Origin of the sequence: Novosphingobium sp. MMS21-SN21R, from assembly GCF_031846015.1 — a bacterium.
GTDB lineage: Bacteria > Pseudomonadota > Alphaproteobacteria > Sphingomonadales > Sphingomonadaceae > Novosphingobium.
This window is the reverse complement of record NZ_JAVRDU010000001.1, coordinates 2,509,850-2,535,241: the sequence shown is the minus strand read 5'-3', so window position 1 is coordinate 2,535,241 and position 25,392 is coordinate 2,509,850. Positions and strand designations below refer to the sequence as shown.

The 25,392-nt window shown below is 64.2% G+C and carries 22 protein-coding genes and 1 tRNA gene; 9 read left to right on the top strand and 14 right to left on the bottom strand.

Features of this window, described 5'->3' with window-relative positions; translation table 11 throughout:
• Window positions 1-23: 23 nt before the first annotated feature.
• Window positions 24-2,948 carry a CHAT domain-containing tetratricopeptide repeat protein gene (locus RM192_RS12130; protein ID WP_311507815.1) on the top strand — a complete coding sequence of 975 codons (2,925 nt, stop codon included), beginning with the start codon at window positions 24-26 and terminating at the stop codon, window positions 2,946-2,948.
• Here RM192_RS12130 and RM192_RS12125 read toward each other — a convergent pair.
• From RM192_RS12125 to RM192_RS12085, 9 genes are all read right to left on the bottom strand, one after another.
• On the bottom strand, window positions 2,945-3,754 hold the full coding sequence (locus tag RM192_RS12125; RefSeq protein ID WP_311508625.1) for a phosphoadenylyl-sulfate reductase: 810 nt from the start codon (window positions 3,752-3,754) through the stop codon (window positions 2,945-2,947). The genes RM192_RS12130 and RM192_RS12125 overlap by 4 nt on opposite strands.
• 35 nt (window positions 3,755-3,789) lie before the next feature.
• Window positions 3,790-4,221, bottom strand: a complete 432-nt coding sequence (locus tag RM192_RS12120; RefSeq protein WP_311507814.1) for a DUF934 domain-containing protein — start codon at window positions 4,219-4,221, stop codon at window positions 3,790-3,792.
• Complete coding sequence (locus RM192_RS12115; protein ID WP_311507813.1) at window positions 4,214-5,866, bottom strand: nitrite/sulfite reductase; 1,653 nt, start codon at window positions 5,864-5,866, stop codon at window positions 4,214-4,216. The genes RM192_RS12120 and RM192_RS12115 overlap by 8 nt, the downstream gene beginning before the upstream one ends.
• A gap of 1 nt (window position 5,867) precedes the next feature.
• Window positions 5,868-6,164, bottom strand: a complete 297-nt coding sequence (locus RM192_RS12110; RefSeq protein ID WP_311507812.1) for a DUF2849 domain-containing protein — start codon at window positions 6,162-6,164, stop codon at window positions 5,868-5,870.
• Entirely contained in the window at window positions 6,161-6,946 is a 786-nt protein-coding gene (cobA, locus tag RM192_RS12105; RefSeq protein WP_311507811.1) for a uroporphyrinogen-III C-methyltransferase, read from the bottom strand. The genes RM192_RS12110 and cobA overlap by 4 nt, the downstream gene beginning before the upstream one ends.
• A 101-nt stretch (window positions 6,947-7,047) precedes the next feature.
• Window positions 7,048-7,977 (bottom strand): mechanosensitive ion channel domain-containing protein, encoded by a 930-nt coding sequence (locus tag RM192_RS12100; protein WP_311507809.1) that lies wholly within the window; start codon window positions 7,975-7,977, stop codon window positions 7,048-7,050.
• The gene (gene metC / locus RM192_RS12095; protein WP_311507808.1) at window positions 7,974-9,215 is read right to left on the bottom strand and encodes a cystathionine beta-lyase; all 1,242 of its coding nucleotides are present in this window, start codon (window positions 9,213-9,215) and stop codon (window positions 7,974-7,976) included. Before metC ends, RM192_RS12100 begins: the two co-directional genes overlap by 4 nt.
• 60 nt (window positions 9,216-9,275) lie before the next feature.
• Window positions 9,276-10,118, bottom strand: a complete 843-nt coding sequence (sseA, locus tag RM192_RS12090; RefSeq protein ID WP_311507807.1) for a 3-mercaptopyruvate sulfurtransferase — start codon at window positions 10,116-10,118, stop codon at window positions 9,276-9,278.
• A gap of 111 nt (window positions 10,119-10,229) precedes the next feature.
• On the bottom strand, window positions 10,230-10,904 hold the full coding sequence (locus RM192_RS12085; protein WP_311507806.1) for a hypothetical protein: 675 nt from the start codon (window positions 10,902-10,904) through the stop codon (window positions 10,230-10,232).
• 58 nt (window positions 10,905-10,962) lie between these two features.
• On the opposite strand from RM192_RS12085, the gene RM192_RS12080 reads away from it, so the two are divergent.
• From RM192_RS12080 to RM192_RS20070, 4 genes are all read left to right on the top strand, one after another.
• Window positions 10,963-11,271, top strand: coding sequence for a hypothetical protein (locus tag RM192_RS12080; RefSeq protein ID WP_311507805.1), 309 nt, complete (start codon window positions 10,963-10,965; stop codon window positions 11,269-11,271).
• A 249-nt stretch (window positions 11,272-11,520) separates the two neighbouring features.
• Window positions 11,521-11,976 (top strand): preQ(1) synthase, encoded by a 456-nt coding sequence (queF, locus tag RM192_RS12075; protein WP_311507804.1) that lies wholly within the window; start codon window positions 11,521-11,523, stop codon window positions 11,974-11,976.
• Window positions 11,977-12,114: 138 nt separating this feature from the next.
• A complete protein-coding gene (locus tag RM192_RS12070; protein WP_311507802.1) occupies window positions 12,115-13,239 on the top strand; it encodes a radical SAM protein in 1,125 nt (374 codons plus the stop codon).
• Window positions 13,127-14,422: a glycosyltransferase family 4 protein gene (locus RM192_RS20070; RefSeq protein ID WP_409233832.1), complete on the top strand. Its 1,296-nt coding sequence runs from the start codon at window positions 13,127-13,129 to the stop codon at window positions 14,420-14,422. The genes RM192_RS12070 and RM192_RS20070 overlap by 113 nt, the downstream gene beginning before the upstream one ends.
• Here RM192_RS20070 and RM192_RS12060 read toward each other — a convergent pair.
• The 3 genes from RM192_RS12060 to RM192_RS12050 form a co-directional block, all read right to left on the bottom strand.
• Window positions 14,385-14,460, bottom strand: a tRNA-Thr gene (locus tag RM192_RS12060). The genes RM192_RS20070 and RM192_RS12060 overlap by 38 nt on opposite strands.
• A gap of 26 nt (window positions 14,461-14,486) precedes the next feature.
• Complete coding sequence (locus RM192_RS12055; protein ID WP_311507800.1) at window positions 14,487-15,359, bottom strand: hypothetical protein; 873 nt, start codon at window positions 15,357-15,359, stop codon at window positions 14,487-14,489.
• Window positions 15,356-16,678, bottom strand: a complete 1,323-nt coding sequence (locus RM192_RS12050; RefSeq protein ID WP_311507798.1) for a replication-associated recombination protein A — start codon at window positions 16,676-16,678, stop codon at window positions 15,356-15,358. Before RM192_RS12050 ends, RM192_RS12055 begins: the two co-directional genes overlap by 4 nt.
• A 100-nt stretch (window positions 16,679-16,778) precedes the next feature.
• On the opposite strand from RM192_RS12050, the gene RM192_RS12045 reads away from it, so the two are divergent.
• Together RM192_RS12045 and RM192_RS12040 are read left to right on the top strand one after the other, a co-directional pair.
• Complete coding sequence (locus RM192_RS12045) at window positions 16,779-17,423, top strand: PadR family transcriptional regulator (protein WP_311507797.1); 645 nt, start codon at window positions 16,779-16,781, stop codon at window positions 17,421-17,423.
• 101 nt (window positions 17,424-17,524) lie between these two features.
• Window positions 17,525-17,977, top strand: a complete 453-nt coding sequence (locus RM192_RS12040; protein WP_311507796.1) for a hypothetical protein — start codon at window positions 17,525-17,527, stop codon at window positions 17,975-17,977.
• 3 nt (window positions 17,978-17,980) lie between these two features.
• Here RM192_RS12040 and RM192_RS12035 read toward each other — a convergent pair whose 3' ends face one another.
• Window positions 17,981-19,171 carry a glycosyltransferase family 1 protein gene (locus RM192_RS12035; RefSeq protein ID WP_311507795.1) on the bottom strand — a complete coding sequence of 397 codons (1,191 nt, stop codon included), beginning with the start codon at window positions 19,169-19,171 and terminating at the stop codon, window positions 17,981-17,983.
• A 189-nt stretch (window positions 19,172-19,360) separates the two neighbouring features.
• On the opposite strand from RM192_RS12035, the gene RM192_RS12030 reads away from it, so the two are divergent.
• Window positions 19,361-20,209 carry an outer membrane beta-barrel protein gene (locus tag RM192_RS12030; RefSeq protein WP_311507793.1) on the top strand — a complete coding sequence of 283 codons (849 nt, stop codon included), beginning with the start codon at window positions 19,361-19,363 and terminating at the stop codon, window positions 20,207-20,209.
• Window positions 20,210-20,303: 94 nt separating this feature from the next.
• On the opposite strand, the gene typA is transcribed toward RM192_RS12030, so the two are convergent.
• A complete protein-coding gene (typA, locus tag RM192_RS12025; protein WP_311507792.1) occupies window positions 20,304-22,130 on the bottom strand; it encodes a translational GTPase TypA in 1,827 nt (608 codons plus the stop codon).
• Between the two features lie 469 nt (window positions 22,131-22,599).
• On the opposite strand from typA, the gene RM192_RS12020 reads away from it, so the two are divergent.
• A complete protein-coding gene (locus RM192_RS12020) occupies window positions 22,600-25,293 on the top strand; it encodes a TonB-dependent receptor domain-containing protein (RefSeq protein WP_311507791.1) in 2,694 nt (897 codons plus the stop codon).
• The last annotated feature ends 99 nt before the right edge of the window (window positions 25,294-25,392 follow it).

Genomic DNA, 25,392 nt, shown 5'->3' with positions numbered 1-25,392 from the left:
AACGTGCATCGGGGGTGCTGAAAATGGCGAGGATGATCTGGGCAGCCGCTCTTGCAGTGGCGGTGCCGTGCAATGCCTATGCGGCCGAACCAGCAAAGAGTTCGGTAGCGCCCAACCTGATCGACGAGGTCAAGGCGCTCAAGACCATGGACACCGCCGGCAAGCCTGACGAGGCGCTTGCAAAGATCGATGCCGTGCTGGCCCGTGCGCGGCGGGCGAAAGGCATTGACCGCCTTGATATGATCTACGCGGAAGCCAGCCGCGCCAACGCCCTGTTCTGGCTGGATCGCTATGATGAGGCGCTGGGCATCTACCACAAGCTCGAGGCGGAACTGGATTCGGGCAAGTATCCGATGACTGCTGACCGGGCCGAACTGGTCAACAACATCGGCTCGCTCTATTCCTCGCTCGGCAAGCTGGAAGAGGCCACACGCTACAAGCTGCGCGCACTGGACCTGACCGCGCAGGCCGCCGGAACCCAGAGTATCGAATATGCCTCTGCACTCTATGGCATGGCGCTTGTCGAATTTCGTCAGGGTGAGCCGCTCAAGGCTCTGCCGCGCGTGCGCGAAGCCCTTCGCATCGCGCGCTCGCATGCCAACCTCACCGGCGACGATCTCGAACAGCCCGCCATTTTCGGCCTCAGCCTTGCCGCGCTGCTGATCCAGGCTGGCGATACCGCCTCGTCCATCGAACCGGCGCGCGAAGCAGCGGTCTGGGCGGAGACGCATCTGGGCGAAGATCACCGCGTCACGATGGCCACGCTCAACCAGCTTGGCACATCCCTCAGCGATTCCGGTCTCTATGCGCAGGCGATCCCGGTTATCCGTCGCACGCTCGATTTGCGCGTGAAGGCTTATCCTGCGGGCCACACCGATATTGCGTTTTCCCTCAGCGCACTGGGCTTTGCGCTCGATAACTCCGGTCACAAGGAGGAGGCGCTGCCGTTTTACGAGCGCGCCGCCGAAATCTTCGAGAAGAGCAACAATCAGAACAACCCGACGATTGCGGCCACAGCCATCGGGCAGGTTGCACGGCTGGCTTCCTGGCGTGGGGACAAGGCGGCCTCACTCGCATTGCGCGAAAAGGCCCTGCGCATCGGACGCGAGCGCGCAGCATCGCCGGAACATCCTGATGTCATCTTCGCCGAAGTGAATCTGGCCAAGGAATACATTTCCAATGGCCGGAGCGCAGACGCGTTGCCGCTGCTGGCCCACGCCAACGAAGCCTTCCGCAAGCGCGCACTTGAATCGAACGCCCGCCGTCTGGCCGGCATGGTCTTTGCCGAGCAGATCGCCGCCAGCAAGGGTGACAGGACCGGCGCCTTGTCGCGCACACGCGAGATACTCGCTCCCGCCCGCACGCGCCTGCTGGATCGCGCCACGCCGCGCAGTGAAGTGACGCGCCTTGCCGAACAGTATCACTTCCTGTTCGTCCAGCAGGCCCGCCTCGCCATGTCCGCAGGAGACCCGGTGCAGGCGTTCGAAGCTCTGCAACTCGCCAACCTCGGCGATCTGCAAAGCGCCATGTCGAGCCTTGCCATGTTGCGCGCGTCGGACAGTTCGGAAGCCACCGAAGTTATTCGCCGCTATCAGGCATTCGCGGCAGACGGCGCGCGCCTGCGTCGCACGCTCAACGCGCAAGTGGCGGCGGGGAAAGGCGAACAGGCCGAGGACCTGAACCGCCAACTGGCCGCTGTCGATGCCAATATTCGCGCCGAAGACTCGCGGCTTGCAGCGCTCATTCCCGGCTACTCGATCCGGACAGCGGTTGAACCGGCCACGCTTGCCGCCGCGCAGAAGTCGCTGGGCAAAGGCCAGGCGTTGATCCTCTACGGGCAGGACGAAGAGGGTCTGATCGTGCTGGCGGTAACTCCACAGAAGGCGGTCGCCGCCACCACGCCAATTGCCCCGCGCCTATTGCTCGATCTCGAAAAGCGTTTGCGCGGCTCGATCGACCTTGGCCTTGCCAATAGCGGGCAGGGCGCATTCGACCGGACGGCGGCGTTTGAACTCTATCAGGCGCTGTTCCCGCAGCCGATCCGTGAGGCTGTGAAGGGCTCGCCCGATTTGCGCATTCTGGCCACTGGCGGCCTTGCTGCGCTACCATTTGCCGCGCTCGTCACCGAGGCTCCGAAGGGCGCGGATGACGCATCCGGTGCGCTGCGGCGCACGCACTGGCTTGCCGAAACGCATGCTGTTTCCATTCCGCTGGCTGCAGTTCCGCTGCCGGAGCGCCCGCAGGGCAAGCGCGCGCTGACTTTTGCCGGCATTGGCGCGCCCGTGCTGGGCCAGCCCGTACGGCTGGCCACGCGGTCCGCGCCGTTGCTCCGCTCGGGCGACACCAGCGCCAAGGCCCTGCGCGAACTTGCCAGCCTCCCCGGCGCTGCCGACGAACTGCGCCAGATGGCCAGCGGCTTCTCCGGTCAGCCGTCGCTGCTGATCGGCGCCGATGCAACCGAGACGGCGGTCAAGGCCGCGCCGCTCGAACAGGCGAGCGTGATTGCCTTTGCGACGCATGGCCTTGTCGGCGGCAGCTTCCGCGATCTGATCGAACCGGCGCTGGTCCTGACCCCGCCCGACAGCCCGAGTGACCTCGATGATGGCCTGCTGACCGCGTCGGAAATTGCCAAGCTGCGGCTCGATGCCGATTGGGTGATCCTGTCAGCCTGCGACACCAGTGCGGGCGATGGCGAAAGCGCGCCGACCTTTTCAGGGCTGGCGCGCTCGTTCGTCGCTGCGGGCGCGCGCTCGCTTCTGCTGTCGCATTGGCCGGTCCGCGATGACGTGGCCAGCCGGCTCACGCTCGATACGCTGCAAGGCGCGCGGAGCGGCGCAACGCGCGCCGAAGCCCTGCGCCGCGCCCAACTGGCGATCATGAAAGACAAGAAGGTTCCTGGCGGAGCGCACCCCGCCACTTGGGCGCCGTTCGTCCTCGTCGGGAATTAGAAAACCGGATCGTATCCCGGTGGCAGTTCGTCGCCCGGCGTCCCGTCGGTCGGCGAATGGATGCCGCATTCGGTCTTGTCCCAGCCTTTCCAGCGGCCCGAGCGTGGGTCTTCGCCGGGAGCAACGCGGGTGGTGCAGGGGGCGCAGCCGATCGAGGGGTAACCTTGCGCGACCAGAGGGTGCGCGGGCAGGCCGTGCTCGGTGAAGTAAGCCTCGAGCATGTCCTTCGACCATGACGCCAGCGGATTGATCTTGAAACGCCCCTGCGCGTCCGAACGGTCGATCTCGAAGCGGGGCAGGCCCGCACGGGTCTTGGACTGGAAGCCCTTCCGCCCGGTGATCGAGGCGTCGTAGTGGAGGAGCGCCTTGGCCAGCGGCTCGACCTTGCGGATCTCGCAGCAGCCATCCGGGTCCCACGACCAGCGCAAGCCGTTGTCGTCCTTCTTCGCAATCAGTTCCGCGTCCGGCTCGACGATCACCAGATTGGTCAGGCCGAGCACGTCGACGAGCTGGTCGCGGTAGCTGATCGTCTCGGGGAAGTGCTTGTGCGTTTCGAGGAACAGCACCGGCAGGCCCTTGTCCACTTGTGCCACCAGATGCAGCAGCACCGCGCTTTCCGCCCCGAAGCTGGACACCACCGCAAGATCGCCCGCCAGCCCGTCACGGATCACCGAGCGCAGCATGTCCTGCGAATCGGTGCCACGGAACAGGTTGTTGAGCCGGATCGCATCGGTGTCGCTGAAACGCGGCCCGGTGTCGATCAGGTCGATCTTGCGGTCGAGATTGCGAGTCACGGTCTGGTCCATTGCAGAGGTGTCCATTCGGAGCGGATCACAGGCATTCAAGCGGGGTGGCGCTTGGCCCAGATCGCGGGGCGGCCATCGACGGTCTTCTGATAGACCTCGGGCCATGTCGCGAAGGCCTTTTCGGCGGCCTCGACGCTGATCGGCTGCTCGGGCGCGAAGCTGTCAAACCCGCAGCGCCGCATGTGCGAAAGCTGGTCGAGCAGCACATCGCCCACTGCGCGCAGTTCACCCGCATAGCCATGCTCGCGCAGGATGCGTGCCGCCGAATAGCCGCGACCGTCGCCATAGACCGGGAAGTTCACTTCCACGAGTGCGATGCGGTCAAGATGCGGCAGCAATGCGCGCGCATCGTCGCCCGGTTCGATCCGCACGGCGGTGGCGTTCGACTGATCGGCGAAGGCATCGACCGTCACTGCCGGATCGCCCACCGGCTCATCGCTCCGGTAACGCAAGTTCTGTTCAACCATTGACAGGCTCCTTGGCATAGATCGCCTCCTTGAACGGGGCCATGCCGATGCGGCGATAAGTATCGAGGAAGCGTTCGCCGTCAGCGCGCTGGGCGAGATAGACGTCGGTGGCCTTTTCGACCGCATCGACGATGCCGTCTTCATTGAAGCCGGGGCCGGTGATCGTGCCGAGCGACGTATCTGCGCCTTCCGATCCGCCGAACGAGAGCTGGTAATTCTCCACGCCCTTGCGGTCGACCCCGAGGATGCCGATGTGGCCTGCGTGGTGATGTCCGCAGGCATTGATGCAGCCCGAGATCTTCAGCTTCAGCTCACCCAGTTCGCGCTGGCGACCGAGGTCGGCAAAGCGTTCCGAAATCTTTTGCGCCACCGGGATCGAACGGGCATTGGCCAGCGCGCAATAATCAAGGCCTGGGCAGGCGATGATATCGCCGATCAGGTCGAGGTTTGCGTTGGCAAGGCCCGCTGCGTCCAGCTTCTGCCAGACAGCGTAAAGGTCTGCCTTCTTCACGTGCGGCAGGACGATGTTCTGGGCGTGGGTCACGCGCAGTTCGTCGAACGAATATTCGAGCGCGAGATCGGCCATCAGGCGGATCTGGTCTGCGCTTGCATCGCCCGGAATGCCGCCGACCGGCTTCAGGCTGATGTTGACGATGGTATATCCCGCGCGCTTGTGGGCGTGCGTGTTCTGATCCACCCACAGCGCGAAGTCAGGATCGGACAGGTCCAGATCGTCCGAGGCATCGGCGACGAAACCGGGCTGTTCGAAGAAGCCCTTGATCCGCTCCAGTTCAGCCGCTGGCGGTTCAAGGCCGAGCGTGAGGATGTGGGCGAACTCTTCTTCCACCTGGCGGCGATATTCATCGGCACCGATTTCGTGGACGAGGATCTTGATGCGCGCCTTGTACTTGTTGTCGCGGCGGCCATAACGATTGTAGACGCGCAAGGCGGCTTCCAGATAGGAAATCATCTGGAGCGGCGGCACGAAATCGCCGATCACCGGGGCAATCATTGGCGTGCGGCCCATGCCGCCACCGATATAGAATCGGCAGCCGATTTCGCCCGCGTCGTTCTTCACCAGCTGGATGCCGATGTCGTGCAGCTTCATCGCCGCACGGTCGGTTTCCGATCCGATGATGGCGATCTTGAACTTGCGCGGCAGGTAATCGAACTCCGGATGGAAGGTCGACCACTGGCGCAGCAGCTCGGCATAGGGGCGGGGATCGACCAGTTCGTCCGCCGCCGCGCCTGCAAACTGGTCGGACGTGGTGTTGCGGATGCAATTGCCGCTGGTCTGGATCGCGTGCATCTCGACAGAGGCGAGATCGGCCAGAATGTCGGGCGCGTCTTCCAGCTTGATCCAGTTGTACTGGATGTTCTGGCGCGTGGTGAAGTGGCCATAGCCGCGGTCGTACTTGTCCGCGATATCGCCGAGCAGGCGCATCTGACGGCTGCTCAGCGTGCCATAGGGCACCGCGACGCGCAGCATATAGGCGTGAAGCTGGAGATAGAGGCCGTTCTTCAGGCGCAGCGGCTTGAACTGGTCCTCGGTGATGTCACCGGCAAGGCGGCGCTCCACCTGGTCGCGGAATTCCGCAACGCGGGCATCGACCATCGCCTGGTCATATTGGTCGTACTGATACATGTCAGATCACCCAGTTGCCGGCAGCAGGATCGGCAGGCTTGAGGGAAAGGTCGAGGCGCACCGTGGGCCCCAAGGCGCGGATACGCTCCTTGATGTGCGCGGGGCGCACGCCTTCGGCGGTCACCGTCGCGTCGATCACGTGCGTGTCGGTCACGATCTGCTTGGCGTTCTCGCGCGCGATGATCGCGTCGCCGTGTTCGCCTGCGTCGACCGCATCGTTGACATGGCGCGACCAGCCTTCGCCGGTCCACCAGATCACGTCGCCGGTGCGGAGGTCATTTCCGGTGATGATCTTCATTTCGCCACCTCGAGTACGTGCTGCAATTCCATCATGTCTCCCCGGCCTGCCACTTCACCAACGATGATGAGAGCAGGACTCTTGACCTTGTTACCCGCGACTACTGCGCCAAGACCCGCCAAGGCCCCGCGCAACACCCGCATTTCGGCCCGCGCCGCATTTTCGACGACGGCCACCGGCATGCCGGGCGCCAGCCCGTCTGCCATCAGCTTTTCCGCAATCGCCTCAGCCGTGGCGACGCCCATGTAGATCACCAGCGTGCGGCCAACGCCTGCAAGGCCCGCCCAGTTCTGGTCGGTCAGGCCCTTGCACTGGCCCGCCACGAATGTGACGATGCTGGCAGCGTCGCGGTGGGTGAGCGGGATCATCGCTGTGGCTGCCGCGCCCATTGCCGCGCTGATCCCGGGCACGACCTGAACCGGCACGCCAGCCGCGGCGCAGTCCTCGGCCTCTTCACCGCCGCGGCCAAACACGAAGGGATCGCCGCCCTTCAAACGGACCACATCGTTCCCGGCCAGAGCCTCACGCACCAGCAGCGCGTTGATCTCATCCTGCCGCATCGTGTGGCGCGAGCGCTGCTTGGCGACCGAGATCATCCGGCAGCCCTTGGGCGCCATGGCGAGGATCGCGGGATCGACCAGCCCGTCATGCACCAGCACGCGAGCACCCATCAGCAGACGCGCGGCGCGCAGCGTCAACAGGTCCGGATCGCCGGGGCCTGCGCCGACAAGGAACACGGTTCCGATTCTGCCGTCACTGATTCTGGAAACGGGATTGCTCATGGAGTGCAGATGGGCGTGTGCACCGCAACAAACCAGCGAGAATGGTTTGTTGCAGGCCTAGATCAGCTTTAGCGCTGGGGCGGGCTTGTCCCCAATCCCCGTCACCCCGGACTTGATCCGGAGTCCCGCTTGGCCAAAGCATCGGCGAGAACCCGCAATCCCTCGCTGTCCGTCAGGTTCAGGTCCGATTGCGGGAAGGGGATTTCGATGCTGTTCTCGCGGAACAACCGCCACACTTTCCACAACACTTCGGAGCGCACGTTGCCGACGCCCGCTTCGGGATCGTCGATCCACACGACCATCGACAGATCGATGCTGCTCGGCCCGAACGCGCTCAGCAACACGCCGGGCGAGGGGAACGGCAAGACGCGTTGGCAGGAACTGATCGCTTCGAGCAGCAGCTTTTCCACCTGATCGAGATCGCTGCCATAGGCCACGCCGACCGGAATTGTGATCGCCACCTCGCGTGAGGAATAGGACCAGTTCTCGACCTGGCTGGTCATCAGGTTCTCGTTCGGGATCAGATACTCGCGGTTGTCGCGGGTGGTGACCGAAACCGCGCGGATGCCGATCTTCTTGACCTCGCCGAACGAATTGCCCTTGCCGTCGTTCACCGCGATGACGTCGCCCGGTTTGATCGAACGGTCCATCAACAGGATGATCCCGGCGATCAGGTTGCCGAAAGTCTTCTGCAGGCCGAAGCCGATGGCGAGGCCGAACGCGCCCGAAAATACCGTCAGCGCGGTCAGGCTGATGCCGAGAACATCGATGCCCGCCAGAATTGCCACGGCCCACACCGCGATCGAGGCCAGCTTTTCGCCCAGCAACTGCTGCGTGCGGTCGAGACTGTCGATCCGCCGGAACATCCGTCGCGCCAGTTTGCTCACCAGTTGCGCACCGACGAACACCAGCACCATCACGATAACGATGCGAAGCGCGCCCCAGACCGAGATATGGTAATTGCCGATGTCGAAGCCGATTTCGTTGAGCACGCGGATCCCCTCGGCGATCTGCTTCTTCACCGGGTTCATGCCACGTCCCCATGCACCGACCACAAGGTCAGTGCGCGCCCGAGGTCCGCGATCAGATCGGCGGTGTCCTCAAGCCCGATGGACAGGCGCACGCCGAAGCGGTCGGCAGCGTCCATGCCGGGCAGGGGCCATGGGCTTGCCGTGCGGATCGAAGCGGGGTCGACCGGGGTTGCAAGGCTCTCGAACCCGCCCCACGAATAGCCGATGCCGAACAGGTCGAGCGCGTCGATCAGGGCGTCGCGCGCCTCCGACGTCCCGCCCTTCAGCACGAAGCTGAACAGCCCGCAGCCTCCGGTAAAATCGCGGAGCCATAGTTCATGCCCGGGCGATCCCGGCAGCATCGGACACAGCACCCGCGCCACTTCTGCGCGGCCTACGAGCCACGAGGCGATGGCCAGCGCCGACCCCGTCTCTGCCTCCAGTCGCAGTTTCATCGTCCGCAAGCCCCGCAGCATCAGCGAGGCATCGTCGGGCGAAACGACATTGCCCATCCCCTGCGCGCGCAGGCGCAGCTTGCGATACCAGTCCTCGCCAGCGCTGGCGCAGCCCATCATGCAATCGGAATGGCCGGACACGTGCTTGGTCAAGCTCATCACCGTGATGTCCGCGCCATGGGCGAGGCCTGCAAAGCCAAGCGGCGAGGCCCAGGTGTTGTCGAGCACGGTCACGAGCCCGCGCGCCTTGGCTGCAGCGGCTAGCGCAGGCACGTCCTGCACTTCCAGCGTCAGACTGCCGGGGCTTTCGAGCAGGACCGCACGGGTTCGCTCGCAACAGGCAGCCTCGAACGATGCGATGTCGGTGGGATCGAACCAGCGCGTATCGATCCCGAAATCCCTGAGCAATCCGCGCCCCATGACCCGGCTCGGCTCATAGGCATTGTCGGTCATCAGCAGCACATCGCCCGGTCGCAGCACCGTCAGCAGCACGCCGGCAATCGCCGCCACGCCCGACGGATAGAGCACCGTCCCCGCTGCGCCCGGTTCAAGCTGCGTCAGTGCCTCAGCCAGCGCCCACTGCGTCGGCCCGCCGCGCCGCCCGTAATAGAACTTGCCGTCCTGATTGGCCGCATGCGCCCGAAGCGCGTCCATGTCGGGATAGAGATGCGTGGACGCGCGCCATACCGCCGGATTGACCACGGCGCCGGGATGGCCGGGGGTGCCCGTCCACTCACCCGGCCTGCCCGCAAGCACGCCGCGCGTGCCCATACCCAGTTCGGTCTCGTCAGAAAATTTGCTCATTGCCCTGGCTACTAGCAGCAACGCCGGGTCAGTTCGACCGCTTTACGATCCCCGGGATAATCAGGCCGCCCCCTTAGCTTTCGGCGTTGCCGGGTCCATGCCCCATTCGCTCCAGGAGCCATCGTAGAGCGCGACATCGTCCTTGCCGATCAGGTGTGCGGCAAAGATCAGGACGTTGGCGGTCATGCCCGATCCGCACGACGAAATCAGCGGGCGTTCCAGATCGATCCCCGCAGCTTCGAACGCGGCGCGGATGGCCTCGGGCGATTTCCATGTGCCATCGGGGCCGAACAGGCTCGAATAAGGAAGGTTGCGCGCGCCGGGGATGTGCCCGCTTGCCAGTGCCGGGTTGGTTTCGGGCACATCGCCGGTGAACCGCCCGGCGCCGCGCGCGTCGATCATCTGCGCGGTTCCGGTCGAAAGGTTGGCAAGCACATCGTCCTTGGACCGCACGTTGCTGTCATCCGACCACACGGTGAAATGCCGTTCGCGCAGTTTCTCGCGTCCTTGCGCGCATTTGCGCCCTTCGGCCTTCCACTTGGCGATCCCGCCATCGAGCAGTGCGACATTCTGCGCACCGAACATGGTCAGCATGAACCAGGCGCGGGTGGCGGTCTTCACCGGGCTGTCGTCGTAGATCACGATGCGGCTGCCATCACCGAGGCCCAGCGCCTGCATCCGGCTGGCGAACTTTTCGGGCGACGGGAGGGTGTTGGGAACCGGGGACTTTTCGTCGACCAGTTCGGACAGGTCCATGAACACGGCGCCCGGAATGTGGCACGCTTCGTATTCCATGAGCGGGTTGCGCCCATGCTCCGGCAGGAATGCCGTTGCGTCGACTATGCGAAGGTCACTCGCGCCCATTTCGTCCGCGAGCCACTGGGTGGAAACCAGTGAATCCATGGTTTTTCGTGCTCCTGCCTGCGTCATGCGACCCGTCTGTCGCGGGTTCGTCAGAGCAAGACTAGACGCGTGGTCGGGGGGCGTCGAGCGGGAAAAGAGCGAGGTTTGAAATCAGCCGAAGGCAGGGACGGCAAGCGTGCGGCTCCCGACCTGCTGATAGACGCGCGGGCCTTGGTCCAGCCGGAACGGTTGCAGCCGCGCCGCGCCCTGTTCATCCAGTCCGATCACGAATGCCGAGCGGACCCGCACTGGCCCATCGGCGGCCATTCCAGCGGCTTCGATGCGGACAAGCGGCACGAACATCGCCGCGGACCCGTGGCGAATTGGCGTGATCATCGCCAGAGGCAGGCGAATTTCGCCGCCGAGTTCCGTCGTGCTTCCGGCCTCGATCCGCGCCAACCGGTGCAAAATTGGCGCTTCATTCAGACCGAATTGCTCCTCGTCCGGGCGCGAAGCATGGGCTGAGGTCATGTCCCCGCGCAGGATGATCTCCTCGATGTCGGCTCCGGCGTTCAGGGTGATGCGATAGGCGAGCGTTGCGTTGACAAGGCTGGCGCTCATCCGCGCTGCATCGAGATCCAGCGTCAAGGCGGCAGCATGCGCAGACTTCGGGGTCGGCGGCGCTGGCTCGGCAACGGGCGGGGGTGGCGCGGAAGGTGCCTTGCCCAACACGGGTGGCGCGAACGCCGGTTCGCTTTCCTGTGATCGGCGACGATGAAGCGCCAGTGCCGCCACTCCTGCGGTGAGCAGCGCCATGGCCAGCGCCAGCCAGACGACCGGGTGCACGCCGTCCTCTGCGGGATCCGGCTGGACTTGCGCTTCGGCGGGTGCACTCTGGTCAGGAATGAAGGAGGGCAGCGGTGGCGCAGTTGATGGCGACGTCTCGGTCGGTGGAGGCGTTGCAATTGTCGCTGGCGGGGCGGACACAGGCACAGCCGCGCTTGCTCGCGGTGTCGCCGCTGTAGCTGTCGCGCTCGGCGAAGGGCGAGCAGTCGGGCGCGGAGAAGGCACCGCCACTGGCGTCACCGAAACAGTCGGCGTTGGTGCAGGGCTCGGTGCTGCGCTCGGTGTGGCAGCCACGCGCGGTGGCGGCGCATCGGCCACCACCGGGCCTTGTGCGCTCGCCGAAGGCGTTGGCGAAGGCGGAAGCTGATACGTTCCAGCATTTTGCGCATGCGCGGAAACGCCTGCCCCGGCGAGCGCCAGCGCGGCGACTGCAACCATACCCTTCAGCGAAATCGGCCCCTTGGTCCTCATCATGAAACTGCGAACATGCTCCTGCGGTTTAATGCGGGCTGAACCAACGGGCACGCACCGCCGACTTGCCCTCTGGCTGCGGCAAGTGCATGGGCCTTCGCGAAATCATGGACCCTTGCGGTCACAGATCAAGGACGTTTCAACGATGGCAGGCGAAGGACCGCTTCATCTTGGCAAGACCAGCGCGCTTCCGGGAAGCCCGGAAGAGGCCGCTCTGGACTACGTGCCCAATCCGCGCCCCGGCACGCTTTACATGATCCGCTTCGCCGCGCCCGAATTCACCTCGCTCTGCCCGGTTACCGGCCAGCCCGACTTTGCGCACCTCGTGATCGACTATGCGCCGGGAGAAACCATCGTCGAATCAAAGGCCTTGAAGCTGTTCCTCGGCTCGTTCCGCAATCATGCGGGCTTCCACGAGGATGTGACTGTCGGCATCGGCCAGCGTCTGTTCGCTGAAATGCAGCCCGTCTGGCTGAGGATCGGCGGTTATTGGTATCCACGCGGCGGCATTCCCATCGACGTGTTCTGGCAGTCGGGTCCGCCGCCCGCAGGCCTGTGGCTGCCCGATCAGGGCGTGCAGTCCTATCGCGGACGCGGGTAAGGCGGGTAGCCTCCGGTTGCTGAGCCGCATCAACACTTTACCGGCCAGTCGTCCCAACATGGGACCACGCTGAACCAGCAGTTGTGACGCTCCCGTACCGTTCATAGGCAGAACGCTCCAGTCTGGGAGTTCATGCCGATGGCCATTGCCGCGACCGCACGCAAGCTTGCCAAGGCCGTGCCTGCCACCGCGCCGCTGCTGAAATCCGGCTATCGCGCCGGGGAGCGCGCGCTGACCGCTGCCGGTGCGATCTGGCCGGGCATGATCCGCGCCAACACAGAAAAGATCACCATCGCCATCACTGCGCACTGCAACTTGCGCTGCAAGGGCTGCAATTATGGGCGCGATTTCATGCCCGGCGCGCAAATGCCTTTCGCAATCTACCGCGATCTGATCGAGGACGCTGCGGCAGCCAAGGTCCCGGCGGTGCGGCTCTACGGCGGTGAACCGCTGCTCCACCCCGACGTCGTGCGCATGGTCGAACTGGCAAATGCCCAAGGCGTCGGCTGCTACATGACGACCAACGCGCTGATTCTCGACCAGAAGATCGATGCGCTGCACGGTGCAGGCCTTCGCAAGATCACCATGGGCTATTACGGGCAGGGCGCGGCGTTCGACGCCTATGTCCAGCGTCCCGGCCGCCACGCCCGCCTGATCGAGAGCCTTGACGCCACCCGGCGCGCGTTCGGGCCGGACAAGCTCGACCTGCAGTTCAACTTTCTGCTCTCACGCCAGACCGCCAATGTGCCCGCGATCGAGGAAATGCGCCGCTTCGCCGAGCGTTACGACGCCGCCGTCCAGATCGACGTAGTCCACTATTCTCTGCCCTATTTCCAGGACGGCCCGGAAACTGAACTCCAGTTTCGGCCCGAGGATGCAGACGACTTGCGCCGAAGCATCGACCACCTGCTCGCCATCAAGGACCGCCAGCCTGACTTGCTTACCGCCTCGCCGATGGCGCTGGTCTCGCTTGAGGACTGGGCGCTCAAACAGTCGGCGATGCGCGTGCCCTGCGATGCGCGCAAGCTGTTGTGGATCGGCGCGGACGGCTCGGTGATGTTGTGCTACGTCACTTTTCCGCTCGGCAACCTGCATGAAAAACGGCTGCGGGACATTCTCTACACGCCCGGTCATCATGCCGCCGCGCGCGATGCCTTTGCGCTCAATTGCCCCAATTGCCACTGCGAATCCGCCGCGCGGATCGAAAAGCATGGACCGAGCAACCGCAAGTACACAGCCATGGCCATGGCCCGGCTGGGCTGACGCGGTGACGCAGCGCCCGCTCCGCGTTGCCCACTTCCTGCCGAACATGGCGGTCGGTGGGCGCGAGCGTATCGCCAATACTCTTTGCACAGCAGGGGCGGCCCACGGCATAGCGCCCATCCTGATCGGCTACGAGCTGGCCGCGCCACACACCGCGACGCTCACGCCCGCCGCGCCTTACTGGCAACTGGATCGCACCACTCCGGATTTTGCCAAACGGCTGCGCACTCTGCTAGCTGACCAGCAGATCGACGTCATCCAAGCGCAAGGCCATATTCCCGCCTGCCATCTCGCGCAGGCTCTGAAAGGCTGGCGCGACGCGCCACCCAGCATCGCCACCATGCATGTCGGGCTTCAGGGTACTCGCCGTTGGCTCTGGCCGATCCGCCAATCGCTGCGCGCGATGGACCGTTTGACCGCCGTTTCGCATGACATGGCGCGCACATACAGTCGCCTGTCCGGCTGCGATGTGAGTGTCGTTCCCAATGGGATCGACACACGGTTGTTTGCCGGGCCAATGCCCACCCAACCCGCGTCAGGTTGGCCATTCCGCTTCGCCATGCTCTCGCGCCTGGATGCGATAAAGGGCCATGCCGACGCCGTGGCCGCAGCAGACATGCTGGTCCGGGCGGGCCACCTCCTCGAACTTCATGTCGCGGGCGACGGGGAAGGCAGGCCAGCGCTGGAAGATCTCGAGCATAGCAGGCCCTGGCTCCGGCTTGCAGGGCAAGTTGGCAATCCTGCGGAGTTCCTTCGTCCGTGCCACGGCTTCCTGCTGCCCTCGCGCGCCGAAGGCATGCCGCTTGCGCTCATGGAGGCCATGGCAGCAGGACTACCGTGCGTGGTCAGCGATCTGCCGTCGCTGCGCGCCATGGCGGGCAATGCCGTGTGCTATGCACCGGCGCGCTCGCCCGCAGCGCTTGCCACCGCGATGCACCGCTTGATCATCGACAGGGAGGGAGCCGCACGTCTTGGCGCCTCCGCGCGCGATTGCGCAACGGCCTTCGGAGCAGACACCATGGCCGCGGCATATGCGCGCATCTATCGCGAGGTTGCGAAGCACCGCCCGAACGCAGATTTGGCCCGGGAACTTACTCGAAAAGGCGTTGGCTCTCGCCTGGTTGGCAGCGGGAACCCGACGCGAATGGTGCCGGCTAGAGGATTCGAACCCCTGGCCCCCTGATTACAAATCAGGTGCTCTACCAACTGAGCTAAGCCGGCCCGCGTCGTCGGACATGCCTCTAGCGTCAGAATGCCCCGAACGTCCAGCCCTCGGTTGCGGCAATTTCTGCGGAAAGTTCGCGCGGGTGCCACAAACGCGGGTCGCGCGCCGCATTCCGCAACCACGCAGCGGTCAGGACCGCGTCGCAACTATGATCGTCGAGCGGGCCATGCAGGCCAGACGGCTGTGATCCCAGCGCCAGCAACGCCGCATCCAGTTCCGCCGCCCCGCGCATTTTTGACCGTCCTGCCGTGCGCCCTGCCGCCATCGCCGCGATTGTTGTGTAGATCTCGCACAGCACCGGGCCGTGCGCGGGCAGGGGATCGACCGGCCATACCGGCACGCGGCCCGCCAGTCGGTGGAGCAGGCGCATTCCCGTCAGGCTCGATTTGCCGACTTGCGCCGCGCCCACCAGATTGAAGTTCGAATAGGGCTTGCATCCCAGCCGCCGCTGCGCCGCCTCGGTCACCCGGAACCGGCCCATGCCCCCGCCGAACTGCTCCCCCTCGCGCCCGCCGTGCCGCCGGAAATAGGCCGATAGCTCGGCGTGATCGACCAGCGAGGACGCGCCCAGATGCGGTTCACCCTCACAGATGCGGTCGATCATGGCCCAAAGATCGTGTGCGCTTGCCGGGCTATCATTCCACCCCGGAAAGAACCCGCCCCGCTCCGCAAATGGCAATGAAATGCCCAGGTCCATGCCGACGAGCGCATCGTCTGGCAGATCGTCCAGCAACCATTCGAGCACTTCGGCGCGCGACCAGCGGTGCCCCGGTCGCACCAGCCTTGGCGCGTCAGCCCCGCGTCCAACCATGGCCACCGCGATACCCTTGTGCCGCTCGCCCGCTGCTCCGGACCAATCAATGGCCACGAAATGGCCGAAGTGCATCGGCGTCATTCGCCAGCGCGTTCGCGGCGCTTGCGGTCCCACCATTCGAGCCGCTTGGCCACTTCACGCTCGAATCCGCGTTCGACGGGGCGGTAATAGGTCTGCGGCGCCATGCCTTCCGGCCAGTAGTCCGCGCCCGAAAAACCGTCCTCGGCGTCATGATCGTAAGCATAACCCGCACCATAGCCGATGTCCTTCATCAGCTTGGTCGGCGCGTTGAGGATATTGGCGGGCGGGCTGAGCGACCCGGTTTCGCGCGCCGATTTCCACGCCGACTTGTACGCCGAATAGGCGGCGTTCGATTTGGGCGCTGTGGCCAGATAAAGGCAGGCCTGCACGATCGCCAGTTCCCCCTCGGGACTGCCGAGAAACTCGTAGGCGTCCTTGGCGGCGAGGCACTGGATGAGAGCTTGCGGATCGGCCAGGCCGATGTCTTCGGATGCAAAGCGCACCAGTCGTCGCAACACGTAGAGCGGCTCCTCGCCCGCCACCAGCATCCGCGCCATGTAATATAGCGCGGCTTGCGGATCGGACCCGCGCAGCGATTTGTGCAGCGCCGAGATAAGGTTGTAGTGCCCGTCGCGGTCCTTGTCGTAGACCGCCACCCGCCGCATCAGGAACTTGCCCAATGCCTCGGGATCCAGCGGCGCGGGCAGCGATACGTCGAACAGCATCTCGGCCTGGTTGAGCAGGAACCGTCCATCGCCATCGGCCGAGGCCACCAGCGCCTCACGCGCGGGCGGCGTGAGTGGAAGGCGCAGGCCGGTAATGTCCTCGGCCCTGTCAAGCAATGTGCCGAGCGCTTCTGCGCCAAGCCGGTGCAGGATCAGCACTTGGGCGCGGCTAAGGAGCGCGGCGTTGAGCGCGAAGCTCGGGTTCTCGGTCGTCGCGCCGACCAGCGTGATCGTGCCGTTTTCGACGAACGGCAAAAAGCCGTCCTGTTGCGCGCGGTTGAAGCGGTGGATTTCGTCCACGAACAGCAGCGTCCGCCGCCCGGCAAGGCCCATCGCTTCGGCTTCGGCAAAGGCCTTCTTCAAATCGGCAACGCCTGAAAACACCGCGCTCAACGCCACATAACGCATACCCACCGCCTCGGCGAGCAGGCGGGCGATGCTGGTCTTGCCGGTGCCCGGCGGTCCCCACAGGATCATCGAGGTCAGCTTGCCCGCCGCCACCATCCGCCCGATTGCGCCGTCCTGTCCGGTCAGGTGATCCTGTCCGATTACTTCCGAAAGGTCGTGCGGGCGCAACCGGTCGGCCAGCGGCGCTTCGGCGCTGGGGGAGGGCGGAGGACGGTCCTGCGGGAGCGGGGCAAAGAGATCGGCCATGTCTCTCCCAGATAGGAGGGCCTGCAAAAAATTGCACCCGCCTCTTGCACAGATGCAATTAAGATATATCTTAGAGCCATCGAAACGAAAAGGAATTGAAATGCGATTCGAACATGGCCGCCATTCGCGCGGCTGCAACGGGGGCGGTATCGACCGCCGCGCTGCCAAACTGGCGGCAATGATGGGCGGGCGCTTCGGCGGCCCGTTCGGTGAGGGCGGACCTTTCGGTGAAGGTGGTCCATTCGGCGGGCGGGGCGGCGGTGGCGGAGGTCGCGGTCGGCGCGGCGGACGCATGTTCGCGGGCGGCGAACTGCGCCTGCTCCTGCTCGATCTTGTCGCCCAGGCTCCGCGCCATGGCTACGACCTGATCCGCGCCGTAGGGGATCTTGCGGGCGGCGAATATGCGCCAAGCCCCGGCGTGGTCTATCCGACACTGGCTCTGCTTGTCGATGAAGGCCTGATTGCCGAGGCAGTGGGCGAGGGACCGCGCAAGGCCTTCGCCGTGACCGACGCCGGACGCACCGAACTCGTTGCCCGAGCAGACGAGGTCGCTGCCATCGTCGCCAAGCTCAAGTCGCTGGGCGACCAGCGCGAACGCTCGGAAAGCCCGCCCGTCCGCCGCGCCATGGGCAATCTTCACGCAGTCCTGCGCAACCGCGCCATGGCCGAGGGCTTCAGCACGGAAACCGCACACGCCATAGCGGACATGCTCGATGAGGTAGCACGCAGGATCGAACGCCTCTGATGCTCCACGAATCCGCCCTCTCGCGCCGCTTTGAAGAGGGCGTGGTCCATGGTATCTTTGCCCCGGAGCAGCTGCAAACGCGCTCCGGGGGGAGAGCCATCATGGAGAACCTGCAAGCAACATCGGTTCGCACACCAGCCCATCTCTGGGTCGTCGGTGTGCTCAGCCTGCTGTGGAACAGCTTTGGCTGCTACGACTACACGATGACCAAGCTCGATCCGGTCAAATACATGACCTCTGTCGGCATGGGTGAAGCAGAAATCGCCTATATGGATACCTTCCCGGCATGGCTCAGCGCGTTCTGGGCCATTGGCGTGTGGGGCTCACTGCTCGGCTCGGTGCTGCTGCTGATACGGTCACGCCATGCCGTGACGGCCTTTGCCGCTTCATTGCTCGGGCTCGCCGTCAGCCAGGTCTATCAGTTCGCCGACGGGGCGATGCCTGCCTCGATGTACAGCCCGGTGATGCTGGTGATGACCGTTGTCATCTGGGCGTCCCTGCTGTTTTTCCTCTGGTACGCTCGGCGAATGGCGGCGGCAGGTGTGCTGCGCTAAGCCTCAGCGGCGGTTGCGCGCGGCTTTCTGCCGTACCAGCCGCAAGTAGGTATCAGCCACCGCCTGGTTGATCCGGTCCCACGAGAATTCGAGGCTGCGCTCTTCGCCAGCCGCGCCATGCCGCGCGCGCAAGCCCGCATCCTCGACATAGCAGCGCAGTGCTTCGGCAAATTGCCGTACCGCGCCCGGCGCGATCAAACGGCCTGAAACGTTGTCGTCGACAAGGCTCTGGCTCCCGGTTGCGGCGGCTGCCACCACCGGCACGGCGCAAGCCATGGCTTCCAGGGTGACGTTGCCGAACGTCTCGGTGACGGACGGATTGAACAGCACGTCCATGCTCGCCACTGCGCGGCCCAGATCCGCGCCGCCCTGAAAGCCGACGAACACCGCATCGGGCAACCGGGCGGTAAACCAGTCGCGCGCCGGGCCTTCGCCAACCACGATCACCTTGTGCTTCACGCCCTTGCGCTGAAGCTGGTCGATCGAATCCGAAAAGACGTCGAGCCCCTTTTCCATGACCAGTCGGCCAAGGAACCCGATCGCCACTTCGTCGTCGGCAATCCCGAACGAACGCCGCCATTCGAGATCGCGCGCGCCGGGATGAAAAATGTCGCGGTCCACCCCGCGTGACCAGATGTCGATGTCATAGTTCATGCGCTGGTCGCGCAGCACTTGCGCCATCGATTCCGAAGGGGCCACAAGCGCGTCGCAGCGCCGGTAGAACCGCCGCATCAGCGCCACGACCACCGGCTCCATCCAGGCCATGTTGTAATAGCGGAAGTACGTTTCGAACCGGGTGTGCACCGAGGCCAGAATTGGCAGCTTGCGGTGCCTCGCCCACGAAACGGCGCGGTGCGCCACCACATCGGGCGAGGAAACGTGCACCACATGCGGATCGAAGGCACGCAGATCGCGGCGCACTCGCGGGCTGAGCGACATCGGGAAGCGATATTCGGCGCGGCCCGGAATGGCGAACGACGGGATGCCCACCAGCGTGCCGGTGGCGGGGAAAGCGGGGCTCTCGACCTTTGGCGCGTAGACCCGCACGTCCGCCCCTTGCCGCAGCAGGTATCCGACCAGCCGGTTCAGCGCCTGGTTCGCGCCATCGCGGACGTAGTTGTAGTTGCCGCTGAACAGCGCCACGCGAAGTCCCGCCAGATCGGTGGGATGCGCTGATGGGTTGGGAGTGCTCATGGCAGGCCCATAGACCCGTTCATCGGCCTTGGCGAGATGCCGAGTTCCCGGCGCGAAAACGCTGTAGATCTGCGGCCTCATCCATTTCGGGCCAGATTTTCAACGAATTTTTGCTTGGGCAGGAAACCATCGAAGGTGAGCGCAGTTGTCAGCGTGACGGCCCTAGGGCGTTGAAAATGAGGAACATTCATGAGCAACCGTAATCGCTTCGCGTGGCCATTGGCCGCGTCCGCCGCACTCGTGGCCATGCCTGCAATGGCGCAGGATGCGCAGTGGGACCGCGAAAGCCATTTTGATGGCGTCTATGTTCAGGGCGCCGGCGGCATTGCCCTCAATGGCGAGAACGGCAGCTCGTTCAGCTTCGACACGAACCGCGACGGCAACTATGGCGAGACGGTCACCACCACGACCGGCGCCAACGCATTCGGCCCCGGCTTCTGCAACGGCGGCGCCAATGGCCGTACCCGCGCGGACGGTTGCCGCAAGGACAAGGCCGGCGTCGACTACGCAGCCCGCATCGGCTTCGACAAGCGCGCAGGCAATATCGTGTTTGGTGCCCTGATCGAAGGCTCTGACAATGAGATGAAGGAACGCTCGTCGGCCTTCAGCTCCACGCCCGCCGCCTACCGCATCGACCGTGAAATGCGTTACGCGATCTCGGCCCGCGCACGCCTTGGCTACACCCCCGGCGGCGGCGCGCTGTTCTATGCCACTGGCGGCGGAAGCTACGCCAAGATCAACCACGATTTCTCGACCACCAACGCCGCCAACAGCTTCACCGAGAACAACGACGGCAAGATGGTCTGGGGTTATCAGGCAGGCGGCGGCACCGAGATCATGGTGACGAACAACATCTCGCTGGGCCTCGAATATCTCTACAGCCGTTACAAGGACAACAAGTACACGGTCGCCGTGGGTCCGGGTACGGCAGCGGCCACCAACCCGTTCCTGCTCAACGGCGGCGGCACCAACCTTCGCCTGACCGACAAGTACTTCGACACGCACTCGCTGCGCGCGACAGTCGGCTTCCGCTTCTGAACGGACGGCGATAGTTCAACGAAAAAGGGCGGCCCGCAAGGACCGCCCTTTTTTGTTTGGCTTTACGCCGCTTCCTTCTTCCGCCCCGGCGGCTTTAGGCCGCTTCCTTCTTCCGCGACGCCTTCTTGCGCTCGTTCGGGTCGAGGATGGCCTTGCGCAGACGGATCGACTTCGGCGTCACTTCCACCATTTCATCGTCGTCGATGTAGGCGATAGCCTGTTCCAGCGTCATCACCTTGGGCGGGGTCAGGCGGATGGCGTCGTCCTTGCCGGTCGAACGGAAGTTCGTCAGCTGCTTCGACTTCATCGGGTTGACTTCGAGGTCTTCCGGCTTGGCGTTCTCGCCGATGATCATGCCTTCGTACAAAGGCGTGCCCACGCCGACGAACAGGATGCCGCGCTCTTCCAGCGGGCCGAGCGCATAGGCATTGGCTTCACCGGCGCCGTTCGAGATCAGGACGCCGTTCTTGCGGCCTTCGATCCGGCCCTTGTGCGGTCCATACTTCTCGAACAGGCGGTTCATGATCCCGGTGCCGCGCGTGTCCGAAAGGAACTCGCCGTGGTAACCGATCAGCCCGCGCGAAGGCGCCGAGAAGGTGATGCGGGTCTTGCCGCCGCCCGAAGGACGCATGTCGGTCATTTCGCCCTTGCGGGTCGCCATCTTCTCGACAACGGTTCCGGCGAATTCATCGTCCACGTCGATCACGACCGTTTCGTAAGGCTCGGTGCGCTGGCCGCTTTCGTCTTCGCCATAGAGCACGCGCGGACGGCTGATGCCGAGCTCGAAGCCTTCGCGGCGCATCGTTTCGATCAGCACGCCCAGCTGAAGTTCGCCGCGGCCGGCCACTTCGAAGCTGTCCTTGTCGCTGCTTTCGGTGACCTTGATCGCCACGTTGGACTCAGCTTCGCGCTCAAGGCGGTCACGGATCATGCGGCTGGTGACCTTCGAACCTTCACGACCCGCCATCGGCGAATCGTTGACGGCGAAGCGCATCGACAGTGTCGGCGGATCGATCGGCTGTGCGTGCAGCGGCTCGCTGACCGAAGGATCGCAGATGGTGTTCGAAACGGTGGCTGTGGTCAGGCCCGCGATCGAGATGATGTCACCCGCGACCGCTTCGTCGGTCGGCACGCGCTCAAGCCCGCGGAAGGTCATGATCTTCGAGGCGCGACCGGTTTCGATGACGTTGCCGTCGTTGTCGAGCGCGTGGATTGCCTGGTTGGTCTTGACCGAGCCCGAGAAAACCAGACCGGTAAGGATACGGCCAAGGAAATTGTCGCGGTCAAGCAGCGTCACGAGGAACTTGAACGGACCGTCGGGGTCGGCTGAAGGCGCGGGCACATGGTCCACGATCGTCTGGAACAGCGGCGTCAGCGTGCCTTCGCGGGCAAGCGGATCGTCGCTGGCATAACCGTTGCGGCCCGAAGCGTAGAGCACCGGGAATTCGAGCTGCTCGTCGTTGGCTTCGAGGCTGACGAACAGGTCGAATACTTCGTCGAGCACTTCCTGCGTGCGCTCGTCCTGACGGTCGATCTTGTTGACGACGACGATCGGCTTGAGGCCGAGCGCCAGCGCCTTGCCGGTGACGAACTTGGTCTGCGGCATCGCGCCTTCCGAGCTGTCGACCAGCAGGATCACGCCGTCAACCATCGAGAGGATGCGCTCGACTTCGCCACCGAAGTCGGCGTGGCCGGGGGTGTCGACGATGTTGATGCGGGTGCCTTCCCATTCGACCGAGGTGCACTTGGCCAGAATGGTGATCCCGCGTTCCTTTTCGAGATCGTTCGAATCCATCGCACGCTCTTCAATGCGCTGGTTGTCGCGGAAGGTGCCGGACTGGCGGAAGAGCTGATCGACGAGCGTGGTCTTGCCATGGTCGACGTGGGCGATGATCGCGATATTGCGCTGCTGGGCGGACATGAATGGGCTTTCAATTTGGAATCGGCAGGAGTGCGGGACAAGGCATGGCCCGCTCCGACATCGGCGCGCGCTTACTCTTTCTTGTGCGTTGCGGCAAGCACGCTGAATCAAAAGGGTGCGCGTTGCGGCAAGTACGCTGAATCAAAAGGGTGCGCGTTATCAGGACACCGTTGATTCCAGATAGTCAGGTTGCGGGCCGATCAGTCGTTCATCGCTGCGGAGCGATAGTCGTCCAGTTTGACGTAGCGTCAGCGGCGCTAGGCCAAGCCGCTTGATCCGGTTACTAGTGTGACCACTTTGCAACATCGCATCAGAATGCATGGCAAATGGGGAATATCCGCTGCATTCCGATTGTTCCGCTCCGGTCGTCTACCTAAGATGCGGGTAGGGAAAAAGGATGTCCTGCCAGGATAGGGGGTCGCTTTCGGGCGAACGAACCTACCGGCGCTTCAAAAGGAATAACGCAACAATGAAGTCGAACTTTGCCGGTCGCACCGGTCAGGCAGCCCTTCTCGCCAGCGCCTGCGGGCTTGCACTCGCCTTTTCGTCTGCCGCTCGCGCCCAGGACAGCGCCCCGGCGGCCGAGGAACAGGCCCAACCGGCGGCCGACATTCCCGAGGCTGTCGATGGCAACGAGATCATCGTTACCGCCACGAAGCGCGAACAGACCCTGCAGGACATTCCCGTCGCGGTCAGCGTGACCAGCGCCGAAACGATCGAGCGCGCCCAGATCCGCGACATCAAGGACCTGTCCTCGCTCGTCCCGTCGCTGCGCGTCAACCAGCTGCAAAGCTCGGCCAACACCAACTTCTACATTCGCGGCTTCGGCAACGGCGCCAACAATGCCGGTATCGAACCCTCGGTCGGCCTGTTCGTCGATGGCGTCTATCGTTCGCGCTCGGCATCGATGATCGCCGACTTGCCCGACGTGCAGCGCGTCGAAGTGCTGAAGGGCCCGCAGTCGACCCTGTTCGGCAAGAACGCCAGCGCCGGCGTCATCTCGCTCGTCACGCGCAAGCCGCAGTTCGAATTCGGCGGCAATGTCGAGGCAAGCTACGGCAACTTCGATGCGCTCGTGCTCAAGGGCGTGATCACCGGCCCGATTTCCGAAAGCATCGCCGCCAGCATCGCCGGTGGCTACAACCGCCGTGACGGTTTCGTCGAGGATCTCGGCACGGGCGAGCAGGAGAACGAGCGAAACCGCTGGTTCGTGCGCGGCCAGATCCTGCTGGAGCCGACCACGGCCCTCTCGGTCCGCCTGATCGGCGATTACAGCAAGATTGACGAGAACTGCTGCGCCGTCGTCAACATCCGCCAGGCCGCGCCAAGCGCGGCGATCAAGGCCATCGGTGCGCCGAACACGGTCATCAACGATCCGGCCAACAAGTTCGGCGATGTCATCTACAACAACATCGCTTCGACCAACAATATCGAGAACTGGGGCCTTTCGGGCCAGATCGATTACGAACTCGGCCCGATCACGCTGACCTCGATCACCGCTTATCGCCGCACCAATGCGGTGACCGATCAGGATTCGGACTTCACCGCCGTCGACCTGCTCGGCAAGAACTTCCAGAACCTGCGCCTCAAGACCTTCACCCAGGAATTCCGCGCCGCCACCAACTGGGACGGGCCGGTCAACGCCCTGCTTGGCGCCTTCTATTTCAACGAGAAGGTCGATCAGCAGAACGACATCTCATGGGGCACTCGCGCGCGTCCTTACGCCAACCTGCTGATCCAGGGGGCCAGCGGCTGCCGAGTTGCCGCCCCGACCTGCACCAGCGTTCCGGCGCTTGAAGCCCAGCTTTCGCAGCTTACCGGTCGCAACCTTACCGGAACGTTCTTCGGACCGGGTCAGGGGCTGAAGGAACAGTACGCTCTCAAGAACGAGGCATATTCGTTCTTCGGTCAGGTCGATTTCAAGATTGCCGATCGCCTGACGCTCACCGGCGGGCTGAACTACACCCATGATTCCAAGGACTACTCGACCAACACCACCTCGAACGACGTCTTCGCCGGGCTTGATTTCATCGCGCTCGGCCGGGCTGGCGGCATTGCGCAGGGCCTTGCCGGCTTCGGCGTGAACCCCGGCAATCCTGCTGCGGTCCAGGCATTCGCCACCGGAGCGGCCACCGCGCCGATCTTCCAGGCCATCGTTGCAGGTGCCACGGCCGCCTCGACCAACCCGGCGCTCAACCCGCTGCTCGGTCTCACGCCGTTCCAGTTCTTCCCGCCGTTCCAGAACGTGCCCAACGCGGTGGAATCGGGCAATATCAGCGATGGCGACATCAGCTACACCGCGCGCCTCGCCTGGGAAGCGACCGACACGGTCAACGTCTATGCCGCGTACTCCACCGGGTACAAAGCCGCCTCGGTCAATCTTTCGCGCGATAGCCGCCCGACCGCAGCCGACCTTGTACAGTTGCGCGCTCGCGGACTGGCTGTGTCCAACCTCTCGTCGGGAAGCCGCTTCGCCGCACCTGAGGATTCGACGCTTTATGAATTCGGCCTCAAGGGCAACTGGGGCGTCGCCTCCGCCAACTTTGCGGTGTTCAAGCAGTCGATCAAGGGCTTCCAGTCGAACATCTTCACCGGTACCGGCTTCTTCCTTGCCAATGCTGGCAAGCAGTCGGTCTTCGGCATCGAGTTCGATGGCGCGGTCCACCCGACCGAGGAACTGACGCTCTCGCTGGCGATGACCTACCTTGATCCGAAGTACGATTCCTTCCAGCTTTCGGCCTTCGGTGATCTCAGCGGCAGCACGCCCGCTGGTGTTTCGCCACTGTCGACCACCATGGCGTTCAGCTACGATCAGCCGCTCGGCAATGGCGATCACCTGATCCTGCGCGCTGACTACCACTATGAAGCCGCGTTCAACCTCGTCGAAGGCCTGCCCAACCTGATCTTCCGCAATCCCGACGGGTCGCGCAATGTCAGCGCTGCGCTCGCCGCCGCGCGCGAATTCCGTCAGGAAATCAACGACGTCAACGCTTCGCTGACTTATGCGATGGAAAACGGCCTGTCGGTGTCGGTCTGGGGCCGTAACCTCCTCGACAACCGCAACCTGCTGCAGATCTTCGACAGCCCCGCCCAGCAGGGCTCGCTCTCGGGCTACCCCAACCAGCCGCGCACCTATGGCGTCTCGGCCCGGTTCAACTTCTGATCGCGCGTTAACGCCGATCCGGACGGAGAAGGGGGCTTCACGGCCCCCTTTTTCGTGACGCCGATGCTTGCAGACGAAACCGTTTCGTGGTCCTTTCGC